Consider the following 19,834-nt stretch of genomic DNA (forward strand, 5'->3'; position numbering starts at 1 on the left):
CGCTACGGTGCGGATCTTGTGACCGCCGTCTCATCGAGCGCCCGGCTGACCCGGGGCACCCACCTGGGCTACGCCCTGGGCTCGATCGGGACGGCGGCGTTCGGGACGGTGCCCGGGCTGCTGCTCCTGTACTACCTGACCGACGTGCTGGGCGTCGCCGCCGGGATCGCCGGGCTGGTGGTGTTCCTCCCGAAGGCGTGGGACGTCTGGCTCAACCCGTGGATCGGCAGCCGGTCGGACCGCACCGCGAGCCGCTGGGGCCCTCGCCGGCCCTGGATGCTCGCGGGCGGGCTGACCCTGCCCCCGCTGTTCGTGCTGGTGTTCGCCGGCCCCAGCGCTCCCCCGGCGCTCGCCGCCGGCTGGGTGGCGGCCATCTTCCTGCTGGCCGCCACCGCCTACGGCTGCTTCCAGGTGCCCTACGTCGCCCAGCCGGCGGAGATCACCGACGACCCCGGCGAGCGGTCGACGCTCATGTCGTGGCGGGTCGCCGCGCTGGCGCTGGGCATCCTGCTGGCCGGGGCCGGCGCCCCGGCCGTCGTCGACCTCGCCGGCGGCGGACGCGGCGGCTACCTGGCGATGGCGGTCTTCGTGGCGGTGCTGCTGGCGGCCGGGATGCTCGGCGCCGTCGCCGGCACCCGGCGGGCGCCGACCCTGACGCGGGCGCGCAGCGAGGGCCGGCTGAGCGCCACCTTGGCGCTCGCCTGGCGGTCCCGCCCGTTCCGGGTGCTGATCACCGGCTTCGTCGTCCAGGCCCTGGGCGTCGGCGTGATGCTCGCCGGGGTGCCCTACTTCTCCGAGCAGGTGCTGGGCGATCCGGCGGCCGGCACGCTGCTGTTCGCCGCCCTCGTCGCCCCGGCCATCCTCGTCATGCCGCTGTGGCTCCGGGTCAGCCGCCGGCTGGGGAAGCGGCCGGGGCTGCTGCTCTCCTCGGCCCTCTTCGGCGCCGGCGCCGCACTGCTCGCCGTGGTCCCCACGGGGGGCACCGCCGTCGCGCTGCCGCTCGTGGTGCTCGTCGGCATCGGCTACGCCGGCATGCAGATGTTCCCGCTGGCCATGCTCCCGGACGTCATCGCCGCCGACGAGGCATCCTCCGGCCGGCGCCGGGCCGGCGTCTTCACCGGCGTCTGGACGGCGGCGGAGACCCTGGGCCTCGCCGTCGGGCCGGGCCTGCTCGGTGGGCTGCTGGCGCTGGCCGGCTACGTCTCCACGACGGGGGACGAGGTCGTCGCCCAGTCCGGCACCGCCGTGCTCGCGGTCCGCCTCGGGTTCACCGTCGTCCCGGCCCTGTTCGTGCTGGCCAGCATCCCGGTGCTCGCCCGGTACCGGCTCGCTCCCACCCCCGCCCAGGAGGCCCCCGCGTGAACCCGCAGGACGTGCTCGCAGAGCTCACCGCGCTGCAGGCCGGTGACGTGCCCACGCACGGTGGCGCCACCATGGCCTACGTGTACGACTCCGGGCGCCCGGACGTCGACGAGCTGGCCGCGGCCGCCCAGGCGGCGTTCCAGTGGACGAACGCCCTGGACCCGACCGCCTTCCCCAGCGTGGCCAGGCTCGAGAACGACCTCGTCGGCGCAGCGCTGGGGCTCCTCGGCGGCGGGCCGGACGCCGTCGGGACGCTCACCAGCGGTGGCACCGAGAGCTGCCAGCTCGCCGTCCTCGCCGCCCGCGAGCGCTGGCGGGCGGCGGGCGGCACCGGCCGCCCGGTGCTGGTGCTGCCGGTGACCGCGCATGCGGCGTTCCGCAAGGCGGCGCACCTGTTCGACCTGGAGGTGCGGGACGTGCCGGTGGACCCGGCCACCTGCCGGGCCGACCCCGCGGCGGTGGTGCGGCTGCTGGACGAGCGGACGGTGCTGGTGGTGGTCAGCGCCCCGTCCTACCCGCACGGCGTCCTCGATCCCGTCGGCGAGATCGCCGGGCTGGCGGCCGCGGCCGGGGTGCCCTGCCATGTCGACGCCTGCATCGGGGGCTGGGTGCTGCCCTTCCTCGACGACGTCCCCGAGGCGTTCGACCTCTCGGTGCCGGGCGTGACCTCGCTGTCGGTGGACCTGCACAAGTACGGCTACGCCCCCAAGGGCGTCTCGGTGCTGCTCACCACCACGCCGGAGCTGCGGCACGCGCACTGGTTCGCCACGGCGGGCTGGCCCGGCTACCCGGTGGTCAACCCGACCCTGGCCGGCACCCGCCCGGCCGGCGCCATGGCCGCCGCCTGGGCGGTGCACCGCCGGCTGGGCACCCAGGGCTACCGCGAGCTCGCCCTGCGGGCCCGGGACGCCACCGTGCGGCTCGCTGCCGGGATCGCCGGCATCGACGGGCTGCGCGTCGTCGGCCACCCGGTGGCGACCCTCGTCGCGATCGCGCAGGACGGGCCGGACGCCGTGGACGTGCTCAACCTGGCCGACGAGATGACCGCCCGCGGGTGGCTGGTCCAGCCACAGCCGCCGTTCGCCCAGGAGCGTGGCGACCTCCCCGCCACCGTGCACCTGACCGTCACGGCCGCCACCGCCGGCCGGGTGGACGCGCTGCTGGCCGATCTCCGCGACGCCGCCCGGGCGGCCGCCGCGCTCCCGCGCCCCGTCCCCGACCCGGAGCTGGTGGCCGCGGCCGCCACCGTCGACCCGTCGGCCCTGACCGTCGCCGAGGTCGAGGCGCTGCTGGAGCTCGCCGGGGTCTCCGGCGGGTCGCTCCCCGCCCGCATGGCGCCGGTGCACGCGCTGGTCGCCGCGCTGCCCCGGCCGGTCGCCGAACGGCTGCTCGCCGGGGTCCTCGGCCGGATCTACCGGCCGACCGCCGACGGGGTGCGGCTCAGCGGGTGACGCCCTCGCGGCGGGCGCAGTCCCCCACAGCCTCGGCGACCGCGGCCGCGACCCGGCGGTCCAGGGGGCTCGGGACGATGTAGTCGGCCCGCAGGTCGTCGCCGACGACGCCGGCGATCGCGGTGGCGGCGGCCAGCTTCATCTCCTCGGTGATGCGGGTGGCGCCGGCGTCGATGGCGCCGCGGAAGACGCCCGGGAAGGCGAGCACGTTGTTGATCTGGTTGGGCAGGTCGCTGCGCCCGGTGGCGACGACGGCGGCGTACCGCGCCGCCATCTGCGGGTCGACCTCCGGCGTGGGGTTGGCCAGCGAGAAGACGATGCAGTTCTCGGCCATCGACGCGATCGCCTCCTCGGGCACCGAGCCGCCGGAGACACCGAGGTAGACGTCGGCGCCCCGCAGGGCCGAGACCATGGAGCCGGCGAACCCGGACGGGTTGGTGTTCTCGACGAGCCACTGCTTCGTGCCGGTCAGCGCCTCGCGGCCGGCGTGCAGGACGCCCCGCGAGTCGGCGACGGCGATGTCGCGGACACCGGCCTCGAGCAGGATCTTCGTGCAGGCGACCCCGGCCGCCCCCGCACCGGAGACCACGACCCGCAGGTCGCCCAGCTCCCGGCCGACCACCGTCGCGGCGTTGCGCAGCGCGGCGAGGACGACGATCGCCGTCCCGTGCTGGTCGTCGTGCATGACCGGGATGTCCAGCCGCTCGCGCAGCCGGGCCTCGATCTCGAAGCAGCGGGGGGCGCTGATGTCCTCGAGGTTGATGCCACCGAAGGACGGCGCGATCGCGGCAACGGTCTCGACGATCTGGTCGACGTCGGTCGTGGCGAGCACGATCGGCACCGAGGACAGGCCGGCGAACTCGCTGAACAGGCAGGCCTTGCCCTCCATCACCGGCAGCGAGGCGGCGGGACCGATGTCGCCGAGGCCCAGCACCGCGGTGCCGTCGGAGACGACCGCGACGACCCGGGGCGCCCAGGTGAACCGGCGGGCGAGCGCGGGCTCGGCGGCGATGGCGCTCGACACCCGCGCGACGCCCGGGGTGTAGGTGAGCGCGAGGTCGGCGATCGAGGTGATCGAGCGGGTGGAGGCCACCGCGAGCTTGCCGCCCTCGTGCACCGCGAACGCCGGGTCAGCAGCGAAGCGGTCGGTGCTGACGGGGTCCTCGGGCGCCGGATTTCCGCTCATGGGCACAGCAGCGTAACGGCGGGCCGGCACCGGCCTGTCGCTACGGTGCAGTCGTGGAGATCCGCGAACTCGCCGTGCCCGACAGCTACGTCCTCGACCTGGTCCCCCACGGCGACACGCGTGGCAGTTTCACGGAGTGGTACCGGGCAGACGTGCTGTCCCAGTCAGTGGGACACCCGCTTCCGCTCGCCCAGGCGAACCACAGCGTCTCCTCCCGGGGCTCGCTCCGCGGTGTCCACTTCGCGCTCGTGCCCCCCGGCCAGGCCAAGTACGTCTACTGCCCGGCGGGCCGGGTGCTCGACGTCGTCGTCGACGTCCGCGTCGACTCCCCCACCTTCGGCGTGCACGACTCGGTGCTGCTCGACAGCGAGCAGCCGCGCGCGGTCTACCTCGCCGAGGGGCTCGGCCACGCCTTCGTCGCCCTGGCCGACCGCAGCTCGGTCGTCTACCTCGTCTCCTCCGGCTACGACCCGGGGCGGGAGTTCGGCGTCTCCCCCCTGGACCCCGACCTGGACCTGCCCTGGCCGTCGGACGTCGAGCTCGAACTGTCGGCCAAGGACCGCAGCGCCCCCACCCTCGCCGAGGCGCGCGAGCAGGGTCTGCTGCCGACCATGGCCGAGTGCGCCGCGCGGTACGCCCAGCTACGGCAGGTCTGACGTCCGGTCGTCCGACGGCGGGGCGCCGGGGACCCGGCCGGGGCGCGGCCACAGCCGGCCGACCACCCGGCCCACGACGACGGCGACGCCGAAGGACCGGCTGTCGTCGGTGACGAAGGCGTTGTCACCCTCCACCCAGTGACCGCCGTCGACGGCGCGGCGCACCCGCTTGACCACGAGCAGCTCCGGCCGCGCCGGGAACCGGGCCAGCACGACGTCGCCGGGCCGCACCCGGGCGCCGGGACGCAGCCGGCGGGCTAGCAGCCGCTCCCCGGAACGCACGGTCGGGGACATCGACGGCCCGGTCACCCGCACCAGCGTCCACGCGGCCGGCAGCGGGTCCACCGCCCCGCCCCCGCGCTCTCCCGCACTGTCGCCGTCGATCACCGCGAGTAGGGTCGCAGACGACACAACCCCACGATCACCGGAGGCATATCCATGCGTCTCACCCGCATGTTCTCCGCCGTGGAGGCCACCGCGCACTGCGACCTCCCCTGCGGCGTCTACGACCCGGCCCAGGCCCGCATCGAGGCGGAGTCGGTCAAGGCCATCCAGGAGAAGTACCAGGGCAACGAGGACCCGGTCTTCCGCCAGCGCGCCGTGCTCATCAAGGAGCAGCGGGCGGACCTGGTCAAGCACCACCTCTGGGTGCTCTGGACCGACTACTTCAAGCCCCCGCACTTCGAGAAGTACCCGCAGCTGCACGAGCTGTTCAACAAGGCCACCAAGCAGGCCGGTGGCGGCGCGGCGAAGAACAGCATGGACCCCGCCGAGGGCCAGAAGCTGCTCGACTACATCGCCGAGATCGACAAGATCTTCTGGGAGACGAAGGCCGCCGCCTGACCCTCCCCGCCGCGCCCCGGACGGCGCCGGTCGACATCCGTCGGCCGGCGCCGTCCGTCGTCGTGGCGGCGCCCTGCGGCCCGCACCCGTGGTGAACAGCACGTTCGCCGCCGGCAGTGTCAGGGCACACACCTCGGACCGCGGGCGTCCTGGGTCGTCCCCTGATCGAACTGGAGGCTCGGTGATCGACGTCGGCGCGGTGCTGCAGAAGGTGGAGGAGGCAGCCCCCATCGAGGCCGTCGAGGTCGTCGCGGCCGAGCTCGGCGACATGGTCGACGCGACGGCGGTGACGCTGCTCCTCGCCGACTTCAGCGGGCGGGCGGTCGTCCGCCTCACCTCGGCCGGCCAGGTCGAGGGCGCGCGCAGCCACGGCACGGATCACGCCGAGACGCTGCCGTTGCCCGGCACGCGCTACGAGCGGGTGCTGCGCACCCAGCAGCCCGACGTGCGGCCGATCGACGACGGGGCCCGGGTGCTCGTCCCGGTGACCGACCGCGGCGACGCCATCGGCCTGCTGGAGCTGGACCTCCCGCGGTATCCGTCGGACGACGAGGTCGAGGACATCGGCAGCGCCGCGCACGCCCTGGCCTACGTGCTCATCGCCGCGCGCCGGCACACCGACGTCTTCGAGTGGGGCCAGCGCTCCACCCCGTTCGCGCTCGCCGCGGAGATCCAGCGCCGGCTGCTGCCGCCGACCTACACCTGCGAGGCAGGGCAGTTCACCCTCGCCGGGTGGCTGGAGCCGGCCAGTTCCGTGGGCGGCGACACCTTCGACTACACCCTGGACCGCGACTCCCTGCAGCTGTCGATCACCGACGCGGTCGGGCACCAGGTGGAGGCGGCGCTGCTGGCGACGCTGCTGGTCGGCGCGCTCCGGAACGGACGCCGCCAGGGCCTCGACCTCGCCGGGCAGGCGCGGTACGCCAACGACGCGCTCGCCGAGAACAGCGCGCCCGGCCAGTTCGTGACCGGGCAGCTCCTCCGGGTGGACCTGCGTTCCGGCCTCGCCCAGATCGTCAACGCCGGGCACACGCTCCCGCTGCGGCTCCGCGACGGGAAGGTCGAGGAGATCGACCTGGCCGTGGAGGCGCCGTTCGGCGTCCTGCCGGGCAAGTCCTTCGCCGTCCAGCCCTTCCCGCTCGAGCCCGGCGACCGGATCGTGTTCCTGACCGACGGCATGCTGGAGCGCAACGCCGCCTCCCTCGACGTCGCGGCGGCCCTGGCCGACAGCGCGGACCTGCACCCCCGGGAGGTCGTCCACGAGCTGGGTGCCGCGGTCCTGAAGGTCACCGGCGGCGACCTGCGGGACGACGCCACGATGGTGTGCCTGGACTGGTACGGGGGCCCGCCGCGCGGCCGCACCACCGAGTTCGGGGCCGATCCCGGCCGCGCCTCGGCCCCCGCCTGACCCCGAGGTCCGTACCGACCCAGGGGCAGGCCGGTACCGTTCGGTCACCATGCGCATCGACCGGGCCGGGTGGCCTTTCATCACCGGACCCCTCCTCCCCGCCGCGGCCCTCGGCGTGGCCGGACGCCGAGGGGCCGTCTGGCCGTTCCTGGCCCTCTCCGCCTACATGACCCTGTTCTTCCGGGATCCCGACCGGCGGTGCGACACCGAGCCGGCCGACCCGGACGACGTCCTCTCCCCCGCCGACGGCGTGGTGATGGTCGCCGGGGAGCCGCAGGAGGGCGTCGCCCCCCAGCCGGCTCCCGTGGGCGGCTGGCAGCAGGTGAGCGTCTTCCTCTCGGTGGTCGACGTGCACGTCAACCGCTCGCCGTACCGGGGTGAGGTCGTGGAGAGCTCCTACCGCAAGGGCAGCTTCCTGGCCGCCTACCGGAAGGAGTCGGCGCACCGCAACGAGCGCACCGAGCTCTGGTTGCGTGATGCCGAGGGCCCCGGCGAGCGCACGGTCGTCTTCCGGCAGATCGTCGGCGTGCTGGCCCGCCGCATCGTCACCCGCACCGGAACGGGGCAGCACCTCGCCACCGGAGAGCGCATGGGCCTGATGAAGTTCGGCTCGCGCATGGACGTGTTCGTCCCGCGCGAGTGCGAGATCACCGTGACGAAGGGGCAGCGCGTGCGGGGCGGCGAGACCGTCATCGCCCGCTGGCCCGCGACCCGCTGAGGGACAGCCGTGCCCAGTTCCGCTTCCGGCCACCGGCCCCCGCAGACCCGTCGCACGGCCACCGTCGAGTTCGTCCGTGGCTCGGTGCGGGGCAGCCGGCGACGAGCGCTGGCGACCCTGCCGAGCCTGTTCACGCTGGCCAACATGTTCTGCGGGTTCCTCGCCATCCTGGTGTCGATCCGCGGCCAGTACACGCTCGCAGCGGTGCTGATCGGGCTGTCGGTGCTGTTCGACATCGTGGACGGGGCCGTCGCCCGGCTGGTCGGCGCCGTGACGCCCTTCGGCCTGCAGTTCGACTCGCTGGCCGACCTGGTCTCGTTCGGGCTGGCGCCGGCGCTGCTGGCCTTCACGCTGTTCTCCGAGGGCCGGGACGAGTGGGATCCGGTCGGCTGGGTCGTCTGCTTCCTCTGGGTGGCCTGCGCAGCCATCCGCCTCGCCCGGTTCAACACCACCATCGACCCGACGGCGGACAAGCGGTACTTCATCGGCATGCCCAGCCCGGGCGCCGCCGGCGTCGTCCTGGCCTCGGTGTTCGCCTTCGGCGACGACATGCAGGGCCGCGACCGGCTCTGGGTGCTGCTGGTCGTGGCGGTCCCGGCGGTGCTGATGGTGACCAACGTCCGGTTCCGGTCGTTCCGGTCGCTGGTCAGCCCGAAGAGCGGCCGGCCGTACGGGCTGGTGGCCGCCGCCGTGCTGCTGGTCGTCGGCCTGGCGGTGGCGCCCGTGGTCACCGGCTGCGTGCTGGCCTACGGGTACCTGCTCGCACCGGTGCTCGTGCCGGTGCTCTCGCCGCTCGGCCGGCTGGTACCGGCACGGGTCAAGGAGGTCCTGTCATGAGCGTGCGCCCGATCCGGCCCGACGACGTCCCCGCGGTCGTCGGGCTGGTGCGCGAGCTGGCCGAGTACGAGAAGGCGCTGGACGAGGTCCGGCTGACCGAGGAGCAGCTCGCCGCCTGCCTGTTCGGCGACTCCCCCGCCCTGTACGGCCACGTCGCCGAGAGCGACGGCCAGGTCGTGGGCATGGCGCTGTGGTTCCTCAACTTCTCCACCTGGCGCGGCACCCACGGCGTGTACCTCGAGGACCTCTACGTGCAGCCGCAGCACCGCGGCACCGGTCTCGGTCGGGAGCTGCTCCGCACGCTGGCGCAGGTCTGCGTGGACCGCGGCTACTCACGGCTGGAGTGGTCGGTGCTGGACTGGAACACCCCGTCGATCGACTTCTACCGGGCCGCCGGCGCCGTGCCCATGGACGGGTGGACGGTGTTCCGGCTCACCGACGACGCGCTCCCGTCGTTCGCCTCCGCCCCCGCGGCTGACCGGCCGCGCTAGCGTTCGGTCCGTGACCACCGAGCGCGGACCGATCGAGTGCTGGCTGACCGACATGGACGGGGTCCTCGTCCACGAGGGCCAGGCCCTCCCGGGGGCGAAGGAGTTCCTCGACCGCCTCGTCGAGCGGCGACGCCGGTTCCTCGTCCTCACCAACAACTCGATCTTCACCCCGCGCGACCTCGCCGCCCGCTTGGCCCGCGGCGGGCTGCAGGTGCCCGAGGAGGCGATCTGGACCTCGGCCCTGGCCACCGCCGATTTCCTCACCACCCAGCTGCCCGGCGGCTCCGCGTACGTCATCGGCGAGGCCGGGCTGACCACCGCCCTCCACGAGGTGGGCTACACGATGACCGACACCGACCCCGACTACGTGGTGCTCGGGGAGACGCGCACCTACTCGTTCGAGGCCATCACGCGGGCGATCCGGCTGGTCGCGAACGGCGCCCGCTTCATCGCCACCAACCCCGACGTCACCGGCCCCTCCCCGGAGGGCCCGCTACCGGCCACCGGCTCGGTGGCGGCGATGATCACCGCCGCCACCGGCGCCAAGCCGTACTTCGTCGGCAAGCCCAACCCGATGATGTTCCGCAGCGCGATGAACCGGATCGAGGCGCACTCGGAGTCCACGATGATGATCGGCGACCGCATGGACACCGACGTCGTCGCCGGGATCGAGGCCGGCCTGGAGACCGTGCTGGTGCTGTCCGGGTCCACGGCGGCCGCCGACGTCGCCCGCTTCCCCTTCCGGCCCAGCCGGGTGTGCGACTCCATCGCCGACGTCATCGACCTCGTCTGAGCGAGGCCCCCGTCCTCCCGGGACGGGGGGCCGTCAGCGGTCGAGGTAGGCCAGGCGGGACTCGGGCGTGGCCAGCAGGTACAGCACGGCGCCCACCAGCGCCAGGATGGGCAGGCCGATCAGCGGCTGCTGCGCCGTGAAGGCGAAGGTGAAGCCGGTCAGCGCCAGGAAAAGCTGCAGGGCCACTACCGGGCCGCGGGCCCAGCCGGCCACCCGCCACAGACCGCGCGCGGCGGCCCCCAGGACGCCGGCGGCGAGTGCGGCCAGCACCACCTCGGCCAGCGCCCGGGGCACGCTGTCGGGATCGGCGGTCAGCGTGAGGAACAGCAGCACCAGCGCGCCGAGGCCGAAGAGCGACGCCTCCAGCGCGACCGCCAGGGCCGCCCGGCGCAGGGACGGGGGCGCCTCGGTGCGCGGCGCCGCGGGCCGCGCGGCCGGCTGCGCCGCCGTGGGTCCGAAGAGCCGGTCGGCCAGGCGACGGGGCGGCTGGGCAGGCGCGCCGCGGTCCTCGGTCACGACGGCGAGACTACGCGGCGCACCGCTCCGCCCGGGCCCGTCCACCGGCGCCGTCCGACGGACCCCGCGCCCTGGATAGCCTGACGGGATGCGCGCGCTCGTGGTCGTCAACCCGGCGGCGACCACCACCACCGCGAAGATGCGGAACGTGCTGGTGGGCGCCCTCGCCAGCGAGCTCAAGGTCGACGTCGCCGAGACCGGCCACCGCGGCCACGGGCGGGAGCTCGCCGCCCAGGCGGCCGCCGAGGGGATCGACGTGGTCGTCGCCCTCGGGGGCGACGGTACGGTCAACGAGGTGGTCAACGGCCTGCTGACCGACGGCCCCGGGGCGCGGGTGCCCACGCTCGCGGTCGTCCCGGGTGGCTCGACCAACGTGTTCTCCCGCGCCCTGGGCCGCTCGCGCGACCCGGTGGAGGCGACTGCGGAGATCCTGGCCTCGCTGCGCGCGGGCCGCACCCGGTCGGTGTCGCTGGGCACCGCGAGCGCCACCGGGACCAGCACCGCGGCGGTGACCGGGGTGGCGCCGGCCGCCGCCGAGGCGGTCGCCCGCGCCGACGCCGCGGCCGACGAGCCCGGGTGGACCGATGCCCGCTGGTTCGTCTTCGCCGCCGGGTTCGGCTTCGACGCGGAGGTCATCGCCCGGGTGGAGGCCCGCCGCGCGCGGGGCCGCCGGTCGACCGGAGCGCTCTACGTCCGGGAGGGCACCAGCGCGTTCCTCTTCGGCTGGGACCGCCGGCGACCGGCGATGACGCTGCAGGTGCCCGGGGAGCCACCCCTCGAGGAGCTCTTCCTCTGCCTGGTGTCCAACGTCAGTCCGTGGACGTACCTGGGGGCCCGGCCGGTGAACCCCACGCCCCAGGCGTCCTTCGAGACCGGGCTGGACGTCTTCGCCCTCGGCCGCACCGGCACGACGCGCATGCTGCGCGCCCTGCGGCAGACCATGCGGCCCGAGCCGGACCTCCGCGGGCGCGGCCTGCACCGGTGGCACGACCTGCAGGAGCTCACGATCACCGCCGTGCGACCGCAGGGCTGGCAGGTCGACGGCGACCACCTCGGCACCGCCACCGGCGTGCGGATCCGGAACGTCCCCGACGCGCTGCGCGTCATCGCCTGACAGCAACTCTCGAGCCGCCGGCAAGGCCGTTCCCTCCGCCGAGTGGCAGGCCTAGCACGGCCGTGGTGAAGTTGCTCACGCGGGGGTCAGCGCTGACCGCGTTTCCCTTGACAGGCGTCCGGCACGTGAAAACATCGCTGCTGGGACGCAACCTGCCGGTAACAAAGCAGATAGTCGCTGCCGCCATGGCGCTGGGTAACCCGGTGTCGGCCCGGCGATGGCAGACCGAGCTGGGCGACTGACGCACCGAACCGTAGACGACATCGAGGAGTACAACGCCATGGACTGGCGCCACCGCGCGCTCTGCCGGGACGAGGATCCGGAGCTGTTCTTCCCCATCGGGACGACCGGCCCGGCCGTGGTCCAGATCGAGCAGGCCAAGGCCGTGTGCCAGCGCTGCCCGGTGGTCTCGTCGTGCCTGGACTGGGCCCTGCGCTCGGGCCAGGACTCCGGTGTCTGGGGTGGGCTCTCCGAGGACGAGCGACGCGCGCTGAAGCGGCGTCAGGCTCGCACCCGGGTGCACACCGCCTGATCAGGAGCACCACGACGGCTGCCGGGGATCCCCGGCAGCCGGACCGCACCACCGCACACGCACCGAGCGCCACGAGGCCGGTCCGGGTTCCCCGGACCGGCCTCGGCACGTCCGGGCGTCGACGTCCTCAGCGCCGCGGCCAGGCGTTCCCCGGCAGGTGCAGCACCACCTCGGTCCCGGGGCGGCCCTCCGACGCCCCCATCGCCAGGCTGCCGCCCAGCTCGCTGGTCACCAGCGTCCGCACGATCTGCAGGCCGAGCCCGTCGCTCGCGGCCGGGTCGAACCCCGGCGGCAGGCCCTGGCCGTCGTCCCGGACCCGCACCAGCAGGTCGTCGCCGTCCCGCTCGGCGACCAGCTCGATGACACCGGGCTCCCCTTCGGGGAACGCGTGCTCGGCGGCGTTGTGCAGCAACTCGGTCACCGCCAGGACCAGCGGTGTGGCGGCCGCCGCCGGCAGCTCGCCGAACGAGCCGGTCCGGCGGGTCCGGGCGGCCGGCCCGATCGACGTCAGGTCGCCGAGCATCGGCAGCACCTGGTCGAGGACGTCGTCGACGGCGACGACGTCCTCCCGGCTGCCGGCCAGCGTCTCGTGCACGACCGCGATCGAGGCCACCCGGCGCACCGACTCCTCGAGCGCTGCGCGGGCCGCCGGCTCGGTCATCCGGCGGGCCTGCAGGCGCAGCAGGGCGGCCACCGTCTGCAGGTTGTTCTTCACCCGGTGGTGGATCTCCCGGATGGTCGCGTCCTTGGTGAGCAGCGCCCGGTCCCGTCGCCGGACGTCGGTCACGTCGCGCACGAGCACGAGCGCACCGGGAGCGGCGCCGGGCGCCTGCAGCGGCAGGGCCCGCAGCAGCAGCGTCGCGCTGGCCGCCTCGACGTCCACCTGGCCGGGGTAGCGGCCCGCGACCGCCGCCGTGATGCCCGCCGCGACCGCCTCCCCCGCCACCCGGTCGGTCACCGCCCGGCAGGTCACGTCCGCGAGCGTCGCACCGGCGAGATCGCCGGCCACCCCGATCCGCCGGTAGGCCGACAGCGCGTTGGGGCTGGCGTAGGAGACCCGCCCCGCGCCGTCCAGGCGCACCAGTCCGTCGCCCACCCGCGGGCTCATCTCCGCATCCGTGAGGCTTCCGGGCGGGAAGGTGCCGGCCGACACCATGAGGCAGAGGTCGGCGGCGATGTCCAGGTAGGTCAGCTCGAGCGTCGACGGCGAGCGGGTGACCGCGAGGTTGGTGTCCTTCGCCAGGACGGCGATGCCCACCCCCTCGTGCCGGACCGGGATCACCTCCCGGCGGCGCGGCCGGTGTCCCGTCCGGTCGGGCTCCCCGCCGGTGACGGGCCGGCCGTCGCGCAGGGCCAGGCCGAACGGCCGGGCCTCGTCCGGGCCGACCTCGGCGCCGACCATGTCCTCCGGCCGGCTGGTCGGTGCGGTGAGCGGCCGCACCTGGGCCACGCACCACCAGGCTCCCGAGGGGAGCGGCACCCACAGCGTCAGATCGGCGAACGCGAGGTCGGCCAGCAGCTGCCAGTCGGCGACCAGGCGCCGGACGTGGTCGATCTGGGCGGGGCTGGACGCCGTTCCGCGGGTGAGTCGCTCGGAGAGGCTGCTCATGGTGCGCCGAGCCTAGGACCCGGTCCCTCCTACGCTTCGACCGTGGTCACCCCTCCCGCCCCGCACATCGAGCCCGCCGGCCCCGGCGACCACGACCGCATCGCCGAGCTCACCGTCGGCGTGTACGTGGCCGGGGGGCTCGCCTCCGCCGGGTACGCCGCCGAACTGGCCGACGTCGCCGGCCGGGCGGCCCGAGCCGAGCTGCTCGTCGCCCGCGACGGGACCGGCCGGATCGTCGGCAGCGTCGCGTTCGTGCCGGGAGGCGAGTTCGGCGAGGTCCTGGAGTCCGCCGACGAGGCCGGCTTCCGCATGCTGGTGGTCGATCCCGGTGCGCAGGGGCGCGGCCTCGGCGCGGCGCTGGTGTCGGCGTGCCTGGACCGCGCCCGGCGGGCGGGCAGACGGCGGGTGGTGATCTCCACCGGCACCCGCATGACCGCGGCGCACCGGCTGTACGAGCGGCTGGGCTTCACCCGGCTGCCCGAGCGGGACTGGGCCCCCGTGCCGGGGGTCGACCTGCTGGTCTACGCCCGCGACCTCTGAGGCACGCGCCCAGTCGGCCGGGGTGCGGGATCAGGAGTCGGAGACGGTGGCGATCAGGTCGCCCTCCTGGAGGACCTCGCCCTCCACCACGTGCAGCTCCTGCACGGTCCCGGAGCGCTCCGTGAGCACCGGGATCTCCATCTTCATCGACTCGAGGATGACCAGCGTGTCACCGGCGGAGACCTGCGCCCCGGGCGCGACCAGCACCTTCCAGACGCTGGAGACCATCTCTGCGTGGATCTCCTCGACCGCCACCGGTACCTCCCGCGCTCACCGTCCGTGAGACCTCATCCAAGCACGTGACCAGCAGCTCAGGCCTGCGGGACCGCCCGCTCCTGGGCGAGTCGGCCCACCACGGCGCAGACCTCGGGGCCGTCGTGCGGCACGCCGGTCTCGGGCAGCCCGGTCAGCGCCAGACGGGCGGCCTGGGCGGCCGTCGCGACGTCCGCCGCCCCGGCGCTCACCGTGGCGAGCAGCGCGTCGTACCAGCCGTCGAGCCGGTCGCCCGGGTCGTACCCGGTCACCGCCACCAGGTCGACGTCCGCCTCGGTCACCGGCCGGCGTCCGGAGCCGGGCAGCCGGCCGGTGATCCGGCCCGCCGTGCCCGGCGGCAGCGTGGACCGCAGCTGGACGGCGACCGCGGGGCGCGCATCCGTACGGGCCGCAGGCCCCGGCCCGGAAACCTGCGCACCGACGGCGCTGCGGAGGGCCAGTTCGACGGCGTCCACGTCGTGCGACCGCTCCAGCACCGCCATGTCCAGGGAGAACCCGGCGGCGACCTCGGCCAGCTCGCCGTCCGGCGCGATGCCCACCGTCACCAGGCCGCGCCAGCCGATGTCGGCCAGCCGGTTCGCCGCCGGCGGCAGCTCCCCGGGCGCGGCCGGCGTCCAGGACACCCGGGCGATGCCGGCCGCGCGGTCCCGGGCCACCGGTGTGGTGAAGCGCAGCCCCTCGGCGGTCACCCACGCCAGGAAGCCCCGCTCGCTGGCCGGCTCGACGCCGTCGCCGCCCAGTCGCTCCAGGATCTCGGGGGCCGGGCCCGCCCAGCGCAGTCCCGCGGCGAGGACCGCGCTCGCCAGTCGCGCGTTCCCTGCCAGTGCGGGCGGCACGGGCAGCACGGTGTCGGCTCCGCTGCGCCGGGCCGCCTCCACGATCCGGTCGACCGCGAGGTAGGACTCCGCGGCCGGGGCGGGACCCAGCAGGACCGCGTCGTCGGCCAGGCGGACGTGCCGTGCGGAGCGCTCGGTCTCGCTGTGCACGGCCACGGCCTTGAGGCCGAGACGCTGGCACGCGCTCACGGCGGCGCAGCCCGCCGGGCCCCGTCCCGCGACCAGGACGGTCTCGATCCCCAGCTGCGGCACTGCTGTTCCTCCTGCGTAGCCCTGCCCGGCGCACGGCCGGCTTTCCCCGTGAGAGGCTTGTCTGGTCAGCTTGGCGGGTCCGTCGGCCACGCGCACCCTACGTGCGCCGCGTCGCGGCCCCGCGGGATCCACGGGCCGAGCGGCCCACCGGGAAGTGTGAGAGGAGGGCAGCGATGTCCAAGCGTGGACGCAAGCGTCGCTCCCGCAAGGGGAACAAGGCCAACCACGGCAAGCGCCCCAACGCTTGAGCAAGTGCCCCTTCGCCCTGCAGAGGGGCACCATGCGAGAGGCCCAGAACCCGTCGGGTTCTGGGCCTCTGGCGTTCGGCCGGGGCTACGCGGTGGGGCGCTCCCCCGACCGCTCGATCGTCAGCCGTTCCACGCTGACCTGGGTGCCGTCCTCCTCGAAGGAGACGCTGGTCAGCTGCATCTTGATGCGCTCGCGGAGACCCGACGGCGGCTTGTCGCCCCCGCAGCGCCGGCGCACCAGCGCCTTGAACTCCTGCTCGATGCCGAACTCGCGCAGGCAGGACGAGCAGTCCTCGAGGTGCTCGGCGATGAGCGCCCGGCGCTCGTCCCCCGTCTCGTGGTCGAGGAACTCGAAGACGTGCGACAGGACGTCGTCGCAGGAGTGGATCTCGATCGGCTCGCCCGCCCGGGCGGCGTCGTCGCTCATCAGTGGCTCGCCTCCTCACCGGCTCCGGCGCGGACGAAGCCGCGCTCGCGGGCGTAGTCGGCCAGCAGCTTCTGCAGCCCCCGGCGTCCGCGGTGCAGCCGGGACATCACCGTGCCGATGGGCGTGCCCATGATCTCGGCGATCTCCTTGTAGGCGAAGCCTTCGACGTCGGCCAGGTAGACCGCGAGCCGGAAGTCCTCGGGCAGCTGCTGCAGGGCGTCCTTGATGTCGGAGTCCGGCAGGTGGTCCAGCGCCTCGATCTCGGCCGACCGCAGCCCGGAGGAGCTGTGCTCCTCGGCCGCGTACAGCTGCCAGTCCTGCACCTGCTCGGTGGGGTACTGCTGCGGCTGCCGCTGCTTCTTGCGGTAGCTGTTGATGTAGGTGTTGGTCAGGATCCGGTACAGCCAGGCCTTGAGGTTGGTGCCCTCGGCGAACTGGTGGAACGCGGAGTAGGCCTTCACGAAGGTCTCCTGCACCAGGTCCTCGGCGTCGGCCGGGTTGCGGGTCATCCGCAGGGCCGCCGGGTACAGCTGGTCCAGGAAGGGCAGCGCGTCGCGCTCGAACCGGGCGTCCCGCTCGGCGCGGGTCTCGGCGAGCTCGGTGCGGCTACCGCCCTCGCGCGCCTCCGGGACCTCCACCGGGGCGGCCTCGGGCAGCTGGCCTGCGTTGTCGACCGCGGAATCCTCGGGCACCGACCGTCCTCTCTGCGGCCCCCGGACGCGGGGCGCCACGTCGTTCGATCCTAGCCGCGCGGCGTCCGGACGGCCCGGGGGACGTCGGTGCGCGGCCCGTGTGCGGGCGGTCGAGACGGTGCTGCTCACGGCCGGTGCAACGGCACGGCCGCCCGCGACCATTCCCTCCTGGCCGCGAATCGCTACGCTGCGGCGCCGTGGCGGCAACCCCCGCGGTGCGGGTCCTCGAGCAGGCCGGGGTGGCGCACGCGCTGCACGCCTACGAGCCCGAGCACCCGGCCGACCAGGGGCACGGCGAGGCCGCCGTCGCCGCGCTCGGCGCCGATCCCCGCCAGGTGTTCAAGACGTTGGTGACCCGCGTCGACGGCCGCCTCACCGTCGCGGTGGTGCCGGTCAGCGGGACGCTCGACCTCAAGGCGCTGGCCACGGCCGCCGGGGGGCGCAAGGCGGCGATGGCCGACCCGGCCGACGCCGAGCGCGCGACCGGCTACGTCCTCGGCGGGATCAGCCCGCTCGGCCAGCGGAAGGCCCTGCCGACCGTGGTCGACGCCTCGGTCCTGGAGTTCCCCACGGTGCTGGTGAGCGCGGGGAAGCGCGGGCTGCAGCTGGAGCTGCCGCCCGGGGAGCTGGTGCGGCTGACCCGGGCCCGGACGGCGCCGATCGGCCGCTGAGCTCAGGGCGCCCCGTACGGGGTCAGCAGCTGGTCGACCGGCGCGAAGTCGTCGGTCAGCACGTCGGCCCCGCCGACGAACCGCTCCAGCTCGGCGCCCTCGGCCACCTGCCAGGTCAGGTCCCGCTCGGTCAGCGCGGCGGCGATCTCCGCGCTCGGCAGGGGGCGCTGCGACGCGACGGCGATCAGGTTCCCGCCGTCCTCCCCGGCGAGCACGGGGGCGCGGGCGAGCAGCAGCACGTGGCCGAACACCGACCGCATCGTGGCCAGCTCGGCGCGGACGAACGACAGCGGCGGGTGGTCGATGAGGTTCACCGCGTACACCCCGTCGTCGGCGAGCGCGCGGTCGACCAGCTCCAGCGCCTCGCGGGTGGTGAGCTGCCACGGCACCGACAGCCCGCCGAAGGCATCGCCGACGAGGAGGTCGCGCTCCCCCGCCGGCTCCTCGGCCAGCCCGACCCGGCCGTCGGCCACCCGCACCCGCAGGTCCGCCGAGGTCTCCAGGCCCAGCTGCTCGCGGTCCATGTCCACGACCCCGGGGTCGACCTCCACGACCAGGCTCTCCGTGCCCGGGCGCACCTCCGCGAGGTAGCGCGGCACGGTGAGACCGCCGCCCCCGAGGTGCAGCGCGGAGATCGGCTCCCCGGCGGGAAACACCGCGTCGGTCACCGCCGCGATCGCCCGCACGTACTGGAACTCCAGGTGGGTGGGGTCCGCGAGGTCGACGTAGGAGTGCCGGAGGGTGTCCAGCAGCAGCACCCGACCCGAGTCCCGTTCCGGATCGGCCACCACGCGCGCGCAGTGGTAGGCCGTCTCCTCCTCGCACGGGGTCGGCGCGACGGCGGCCAGCAACCCGCCGACGACCGCCAGCACGAGCAGCCCGGTGGGCACCGGACGGGCACCGGGACCGCCCCGGAGGAGCAGGGCGACCGCCAGGCCGGTGAGGACGGTGACCGCACCGGTGGCGACCAGGATGACGCTGCTGGGCAGGACCGCCACCAGCACGAAGCCGGTGGCGAACGTCGCGGCGATGCCGCCGATCGTGCCGATGCCGGACAGCCGGCCGACCACGGCACCGGTCTCGTCCAGGCTGGCCAGCTGGAGCTTCACCACCATCGGCGGCACCGCCGACAGCAGCGCCGCCGGCACGACGACGGCCACCGCCGCCAGCAGCAGCACGCCGCCGGCGTCGGCGCCGCTGAGCAGCGCCCCGGTGAACCGGACCAGCGGCAGCACCGCGACGACCAGCGCGCCCCCGGCGACGAGCAGCGGTGCCAGCAGCCGGCGGGGATCGGTGCGGTCGGCGGTCGCTCCCCCGACCCACGCACCGAGGGCGATCGCCGCCAGTGCGAAGCCGATCACCGCCGTGCTGGTCTGCACGGTGACGCCGACGTAGGGGGCGATGAGCCGGAGCCCGACGATCTCCAGCACCAGGACCGCACCGGAGCTGAGGAAGGTCAGCCCGGCCGCGATCCAGGGCGGCAGCGCACCACCCGGCGGCGGTGCCGTGGGGGGCGCGGTGGCGGCCGGCGCCTCGTCCGCGGCCACGTCAGAAGAGTGCGGGCTGGTCGGCGGGCGCCTCGACGGAGTCCGCGCGGGCGATCAGCTCGGGCCCGTTGTTGCGCACGTTGCCCACCGCGGGCCCGACCGGCCGCAGCTCCAGGCCGGCGACCACCTCCGGCGGCGTGGGCTGCGCCAGCTCCGCGACGTCCTCCCGGGACGGGTCGAGCCACGCAGCCCAGCGGTCACGCGGCAGCACCAGGGGCATCCGGTCGTGGATCCCGGTCAGGGCGCCGGTGGCCGGCGCGGTGACGACCGTGCAGGTGTAGAGCCGGTCCTCGCCCTTCCCCCACACCTCCCACAGGCCGGCCAGGGCGAGCACCGACCCGTCCTCCGGGGTGACGTAGTAGGGCTGCTTGGCGGGCGCGTCCAGCCGATTGGCCCACTCGTACCAGCCGTCGGCCGGCACCAGGCAGCGCCGCGACCGGGCAGCCGTGCGGAAAGCCGGCTTCTCGGTCAGCGACTCCACCCGCGCGTTCAGCATCCGGTTGCCGACGGAGACATCCTTGGCCCAGGACGGGACCAGGCCCCACCGGACGGCCCGCACCTCGCGGTGGCCACCACCGGTGGTCCGGCCCTCGGCGTCCCGCTCCTTGGCGTGCCGCACGACGTAGACGTCCTTCGTCGGTGCGACGTTGTAGTCGGCCGGCAGCGCCGGCTGGCCCTCGGCGCGCACCGCCTCGAACTCGATCGCGAGGTCGTCGGGGCTGCGGCTGGCGGCGTAGCGACCGCACACGGGCGCCTCCTCGGGGACGGGTCGGGCTGACCGTCCGAACTCTAGGTGGCGCCGACGACGCCGGGTGGCTCGTGCGTGCACCGG

The 19,834-nt window shown here is 74.8% G+C and carries 25 protein-coding genes; 15 read left to right on the forward strand and 10 right to left on the reverse strand.

The features are described from left to right. Window positions 1–18 precede the first annotated feature (18 nt). Window positions 19–1,362: an MFS transporter gene (locus ACI79T_RS06130; protein ID WP_456609157.1), complete on the forward strand. Its 1,344-nt coding sequence runs from the start codon at window positions 19–21 to the stop codon at window positions 1,360–1,362. Continuing rightward, window positions 1,359–2,813: a pyridoxal phosphate-dependent decarboxylase family protein gene (locus tag ACI79T_RS06135; RefSeq protein ID WP_456609158.1), complete on the forward strand. Its 1,455-nt coding sequence runs from the start codon at window positions 1,359–1,361 to the stop codon at window positions 2,811–2,813. The genes ACI79T_RS06130 and ACI79T_RS06135 overlap by 4 nt, the downstream gene beginning before the upstream one ends. Here the strand turns inward: ACI79T_RS06135 and ACI79T_RS06140 are convergent. Continuing rightward, window positions 2,803–3,999, reverse strand: a complete 1,197-nt coding sequence (locus tag ACI79T_RS06140; RefSeq protein WP_456609159.1) for an NAD(P)-dependent malic enzyme — start codon at window positions 3,997–3,999, stop codon at window positions 2,803–2,805. The two genes, ACI79T_RS06135 and ACI79T_RS06140, sit on opposite strands and share 11 nt — an antisense overlap. 53 nt (window positions 4,000–4,052) lie before the next feature. Here ACI79T_RS06140 and ACI79T_RS06145 point away from each other — a divergent pair, with 53 nt between their 5' ends. After that, on the forward strand, window positions 4,053–4,655 hold the full coding sequence (locus tag ACI79T_RS06145) for a dTDP-4-dehydrorhamnose 3,5-epimerase family protein (RefSeq protein ID WP_456609160.1): 603 nt from the start codon (window positions 4,053–4,055) through the stop codon (window positions 4,653–4,655). Here ACI79T_RS06145 and ACI79T_RS06150 read toward each other — a convergent pair. After that, window positions 4,641–5,042, reverse strand: a complete 402-nt coding sequence (locus tag ACI79T_RS06150; protein WP_456609161.1) for a S26 family signal peptidase — start codon at window positions 5,040–5,042, stop codon at window positions 4,641–4,643. The two genes, ACI79T_RS06145 and ACI79T_RS06150, sit on opposite strands and share 15 nt — an antisense overlap. A gap of 51 nt (window positions 5,043–5,093) precedes the next feature. On the opposite strand from ACI79T_RS06150, the gene sodN reads away from it, so the two are divergent. From sodN to ACI79T_RS06180, 6 genes are all read left to right on the forward strand, one after another. After that, entirely contained in the window at window positions 5,094–5,498 is a 405-nt protein-coding gene (gene sodN / locus ACI79T_RS06155; protein WP_456609162.1) for a superoxide dismutase, Ni, read from the forward strand. A 181-nt stretch (window positions 5,499–5,679) separates the two neighbouring features. Then, the gene (locus ACI79T_RS06160; protein WP_456609163.1) at window positions 5,680–6,906 is read left to right on the forward strand and encodes a PP2C family protein-serine/threonine phosphatase; all 1,227 of its coding nucleotides are present in this window, start codon (window positions 5,680–5,682) and stop codon (window positions 6,904–6,906) included. A 49-nt stretch (window positions 6,907–6,955) separates the two neighbouring features. Then, a complete protein-coding gene (locus ACI79T_RS06165; RefSeq protein WP_456609164.1) occupies window positions 6,956–7,624 on the forward strand; it encodes a phosphatidylserine decarboxylase in 669 nt (222 codons plus the stop codon). Between the two features lie 9 nt (window positions 7,625–7,633). After that, complete coding sequence (gene pssA, locus ACI79T_RS06170) at window positions 7,634–8,461, forward strand: CDP-diacylglycerol--serine O-phosphatidyltransferase (protein WP_456609165.1); 828 nt, start codon at window positions 7,634–7,636, stop codon at window positions 8,459–8,461. Continuing rightward, window positions 8,458–8,952 (forward strand): N-acetyltransferase family protein, encoded by a 495-nt coding sequence (locus ACI79T_RS06175; RefSeq protein WP_456609166.1) that lies wholly within the window; start codon window positions 8,458–8,460, stop codon window positions 8,950–8,952. The genes pssA and ACI79T_RS06175 overlap by 4 nt, the downstream gene beginning before the upstream one ends. Window positions 8,953–8,962: 10 nt before the next feature. Next, window positions 8,963–9,745, forward strand: coding sequence for an HAD-IIA family hydrolase (locus ACI79T_RS06180; protein WP_456609167.1), 783 nt, complete (start codon window positions 8,963–8,965; stop codon window positions 9,743–9,745). A 33-nt stretch (window positions 9,746–9,778) separates the two neighbouring features. Here ACI79T_RS06180 and ACI79T_RS06185 read toward each other — a convergent pair whose 3' ends face one another. Next, window positions 9,779–10,261 (reverse strand): hypothetical protein, encoded by a 483-nt coding sequence (locus ACI79T_RS06185; protein WP_456609168.1) that lies wholly within the window; start codon window positions 10,259–10,261, stop codon window positions 9,779–9,781. An 88-nt stretch (window positions 10,262–10,349) separates the two neighbouring features. Here ACI79T_RS06185 and ACI79T_RS06190 point away from each other — a divergent pair, with 88 nt between their 5' ends. The 3 genes from ACI79T_RS06190 to ACI79T_RS06200 all read left to right on the forward strand — a co-directional run bounded on the left by ACI79T_RS06190 (window position 10,350) and on the right by ACI79T_RS06200 (window position 11,907). Next, window positions 10,350–11,375 (forward strand): diacylglycerol/lipid kinase family protein, encoded by a 1,026-nt coding sequence (locus ACI79T_RS06190; protein ID WP_456609169.1) that lies wholly within the window; start codon window positions 10,350–10,352, stop codon window positions 11,373–11,375. A 65-nt stretch (window positions 11,376–11,440) separates the two neighbouring features. Next, window positions 11,441–11,617 (forward strand): hypothetical protein, encoded by a 177-nt coding sequence (locus ACI79T_RS06195; protein WP_456609170.1) that lies wholly within the window; start codon window positions 11,441–11,443, stop codon window positions 11,615–11,617. A gap of 38 nt (window positions 11,618–11,655) precedes the next feature. Then, a complete protein-coding gene (locus tag ACI79T_RS06200; protein ID WP_269193302.1) occupies window positions 11,656–11,907 on the forward strand; it encodes a WhiB family transcriptional regulator in 252 nt (83 codons plus the stop codon). A 127-nt stretch (window positions 11,908–12,034) separates the two neighbouring features. Here ACI79T_RS06200 and ACI79T_RS06205 read toward each other — a convergent pair whose 3' ends face one another. Further along, a complete protein-coding gene (locus ACI79T_RS06205; protein WP_456609171.1) occupies window positions 12,035–13,516 on the reverse strand; it encodes a sensor histidine kinase in 1,482 nt (493 codons plus the stop codon). Window positions 13,517–13,558: 42 nt separating this feature from the next. Between ACI79T_RS06205 and ACI79T_RS06210 the strand changes: the two genes are divergently transcribed. After that, window positions 13,559–14,056, forward strand: coding sequence for a GNAT family N-acetyltransferase (locus ACI79T_RS06210; RefSeq protein ID WP_456609172.1), 498 nt, complete (start codon window positions 13,559–13,561; stop codon window positions 14,054–14,056). A 30-nt stretch (window positions 14,057–14,086) separates the two neighbouring features. On the opposite strand, the gene ACI79T_RS06215 is transcribed toward ACI79T_RS06210, so the two are convergent. Both ACI79T_RS06215 and ACI79T_RS06220 read right to left on the reverse strand, forming a co-directional pair. Then, window positions 14,087–14,311: a biotin/lipoyl-binding carrier protein gene (locus tag ACI79T_RS06215; RefSeq protein WP_456609173.1), complete on the reverse strand. Its 225-nt coding sequence runs from the start codon at window positions 14,309–14,311 to the stop codon at window positions 14,087–14,089. A gap of 56 nt (window positions 14,312–14,367) precedes the next feature. After that, the gene (locus ACI79T_RS06220; protein ID WP_456609174.1) at window positions 14,368–15,417 is read right to left on the reverse strand and encodes a biotin carboxylase N-terminal domain-containing protein; all 1,050 of its coding nucleotides are present in this window, start codon (window positions 15,415–15,417) and stop codon (window positions 14,368–14,370) included. A gap of 173 nt (window positions 15,418–15,590) precedes the next feature. On the opposite strand from ACI79T_RS06220, the gene ACI79T_RS06225 reads away from it, so the two are divergent. Continuing rightward, entirely contained in the window at window positions 15,591–15,665 is a 75-nt protein-coding gene (locus ACI79T_RS06225) for a 50S ribosomal protein bL37 (RefSeq protein WP_014377707.1), read from the forward strand. An 85-nt stretch (window positions 15,666–15,750) separates the two neighbouring features. On the opposite strand, the gene rsrA is transcribed toward ACI79T_RS06225, so the two are convergent. Then, entirely contained in the window at window positions 15,751–16,092 is a 342-nt protein-coding gene (rsrA, locus tag ACI79T_RS06230; protein ID WP_456609175.1) for a mycothiol system anti-sigma-R factor, read from the reverse strand. Further along, a complete protein-coding gene (locus ACI79T_RS06235; protein WP_456609176.1) occupies window positions 16,092–16,784 on the reverse strand; it encodes a sigma-70 family RNA polymerase sigma factor in 693 nt (230 codons plus the stop codon). Before ACI79T_RS06235 ends, rsrA begins: the two co-directional genes overlap by 1 nt. Before the next feature lie 197 nt (window positions 16,785–16,981). Between ACI79T_RS06235 and ybaK the strand changes: the two genes are divergently transcribed. After that, window positions 16,982–17,455, forward strand: a complete 474-nt coding sequence (gene ybaK, locus ACI79T_RS06240; protein ID WP_456609177.1) for a Cys-tRNA(Pro) deacylase — start codon at window positions 16,982–16,984, stop codon at window positions 17,453–17,455. A gap of 2 nt (window positions 17,456–17,457) precedes the next feature. Here the strand turns inward: ybaK and ACI79T_RS06245 are convergent, their stop codons facing one another. Together ACI79T_RS06245 and ACI79T_RS06250 are read right to left on the reverse strand one after the other, a co-directional pair. Further along, window positions 17,458–19,002: a fused MFS/spermidine synthase gene (locus ACI79T_RS06245; RefSeq protein ID WP_456609178.1), complete on the reverse strand. Its 1,545-nt coding sequence runs from the start codon at window positions 19,000–19,002 to the stop codon at window positions 17,458–17,460. Window position 19,003: 1 nt separating this feature from the next. Then, a complete protein-coding gene (locus ACI79T_RS06250) occupies window positions 19,004–19,750 on the reverse strand; it encodes an SOS response-associated peptidase (RefSeq protein ID WP_456609179.1) in 747 nt (248 codons plus the stop codon). Between the last annotated feature and the right edge of the window lie 84 nt (window positions 19,751–19,834).

It is taken from the genome of Blastococcus sp. SYSU DS0619 (assembly GCF_054051035.1).

What these genes read in the sequence shown, in the direction of transcription:
- sodN (WP_456609162.1), top strand. Translation starts at nt 5,094, where the DNA reads ATGCGTCTCACCCGCATGTTCTCCGCCGTGGAGGCCACCGCGCACTGC.
- ACI79T_RS06175 (WP_456609166.1), top strand. Translation starts at nt 8,458, where the DNA reads ATGAGCGTGCGCCCGATCCGGCCCGACGACGTCCCCGCGGTCGTCGGG.
- ACI79T_RS06165 (WP_456609164.1), top strand. Translation starts at nt 6,956, where the DNA reads ATGCGCATCGACCGGGCCGGGTGGCCTTTCATCACCGGACCCCTCCTC.
- rsrA (WP_456609175.1), bottom strand. Translation starts at nt 16,092, where the DNA reads ATGAGCGACGACGCCGCCCGGGCGGGCGAGCCGATCGAGATCCACTCC.
- ACI79T_RS06140 (WP_456609159.1), bottom strand. Translation starts at nt 3,999, where the DNA reads ATGAGCGGAAATCCGGCGCCCGAGGACCCCGTCAGCACCGACCGCTTC.
- ACI79T_RS06200 (WP_269193302.1), top strand. Translation starts at nt 11,656, where the DNA reads ATGGACTGGCGCCACCGCGCGCTCTGCCGGGACGAGGATCCGGAGCTG.
- ACI79T_RS06190 (WP_456609169.1), top strand. Translation starts at nt 10,350, where the DNA reads ATGCGCGCGCTCGTGGTCGTCAACCCGGCGGCGACCACCACCACCGCG.
- ACI79T_RS06205 (WP_456609171.1), bottom strand. Translation starts at nt 13,516, where the DNA reads ATGAGCAGCCTCTCCGAGCGACTCACCCGCGGAACGGCGTCCAGCCCC.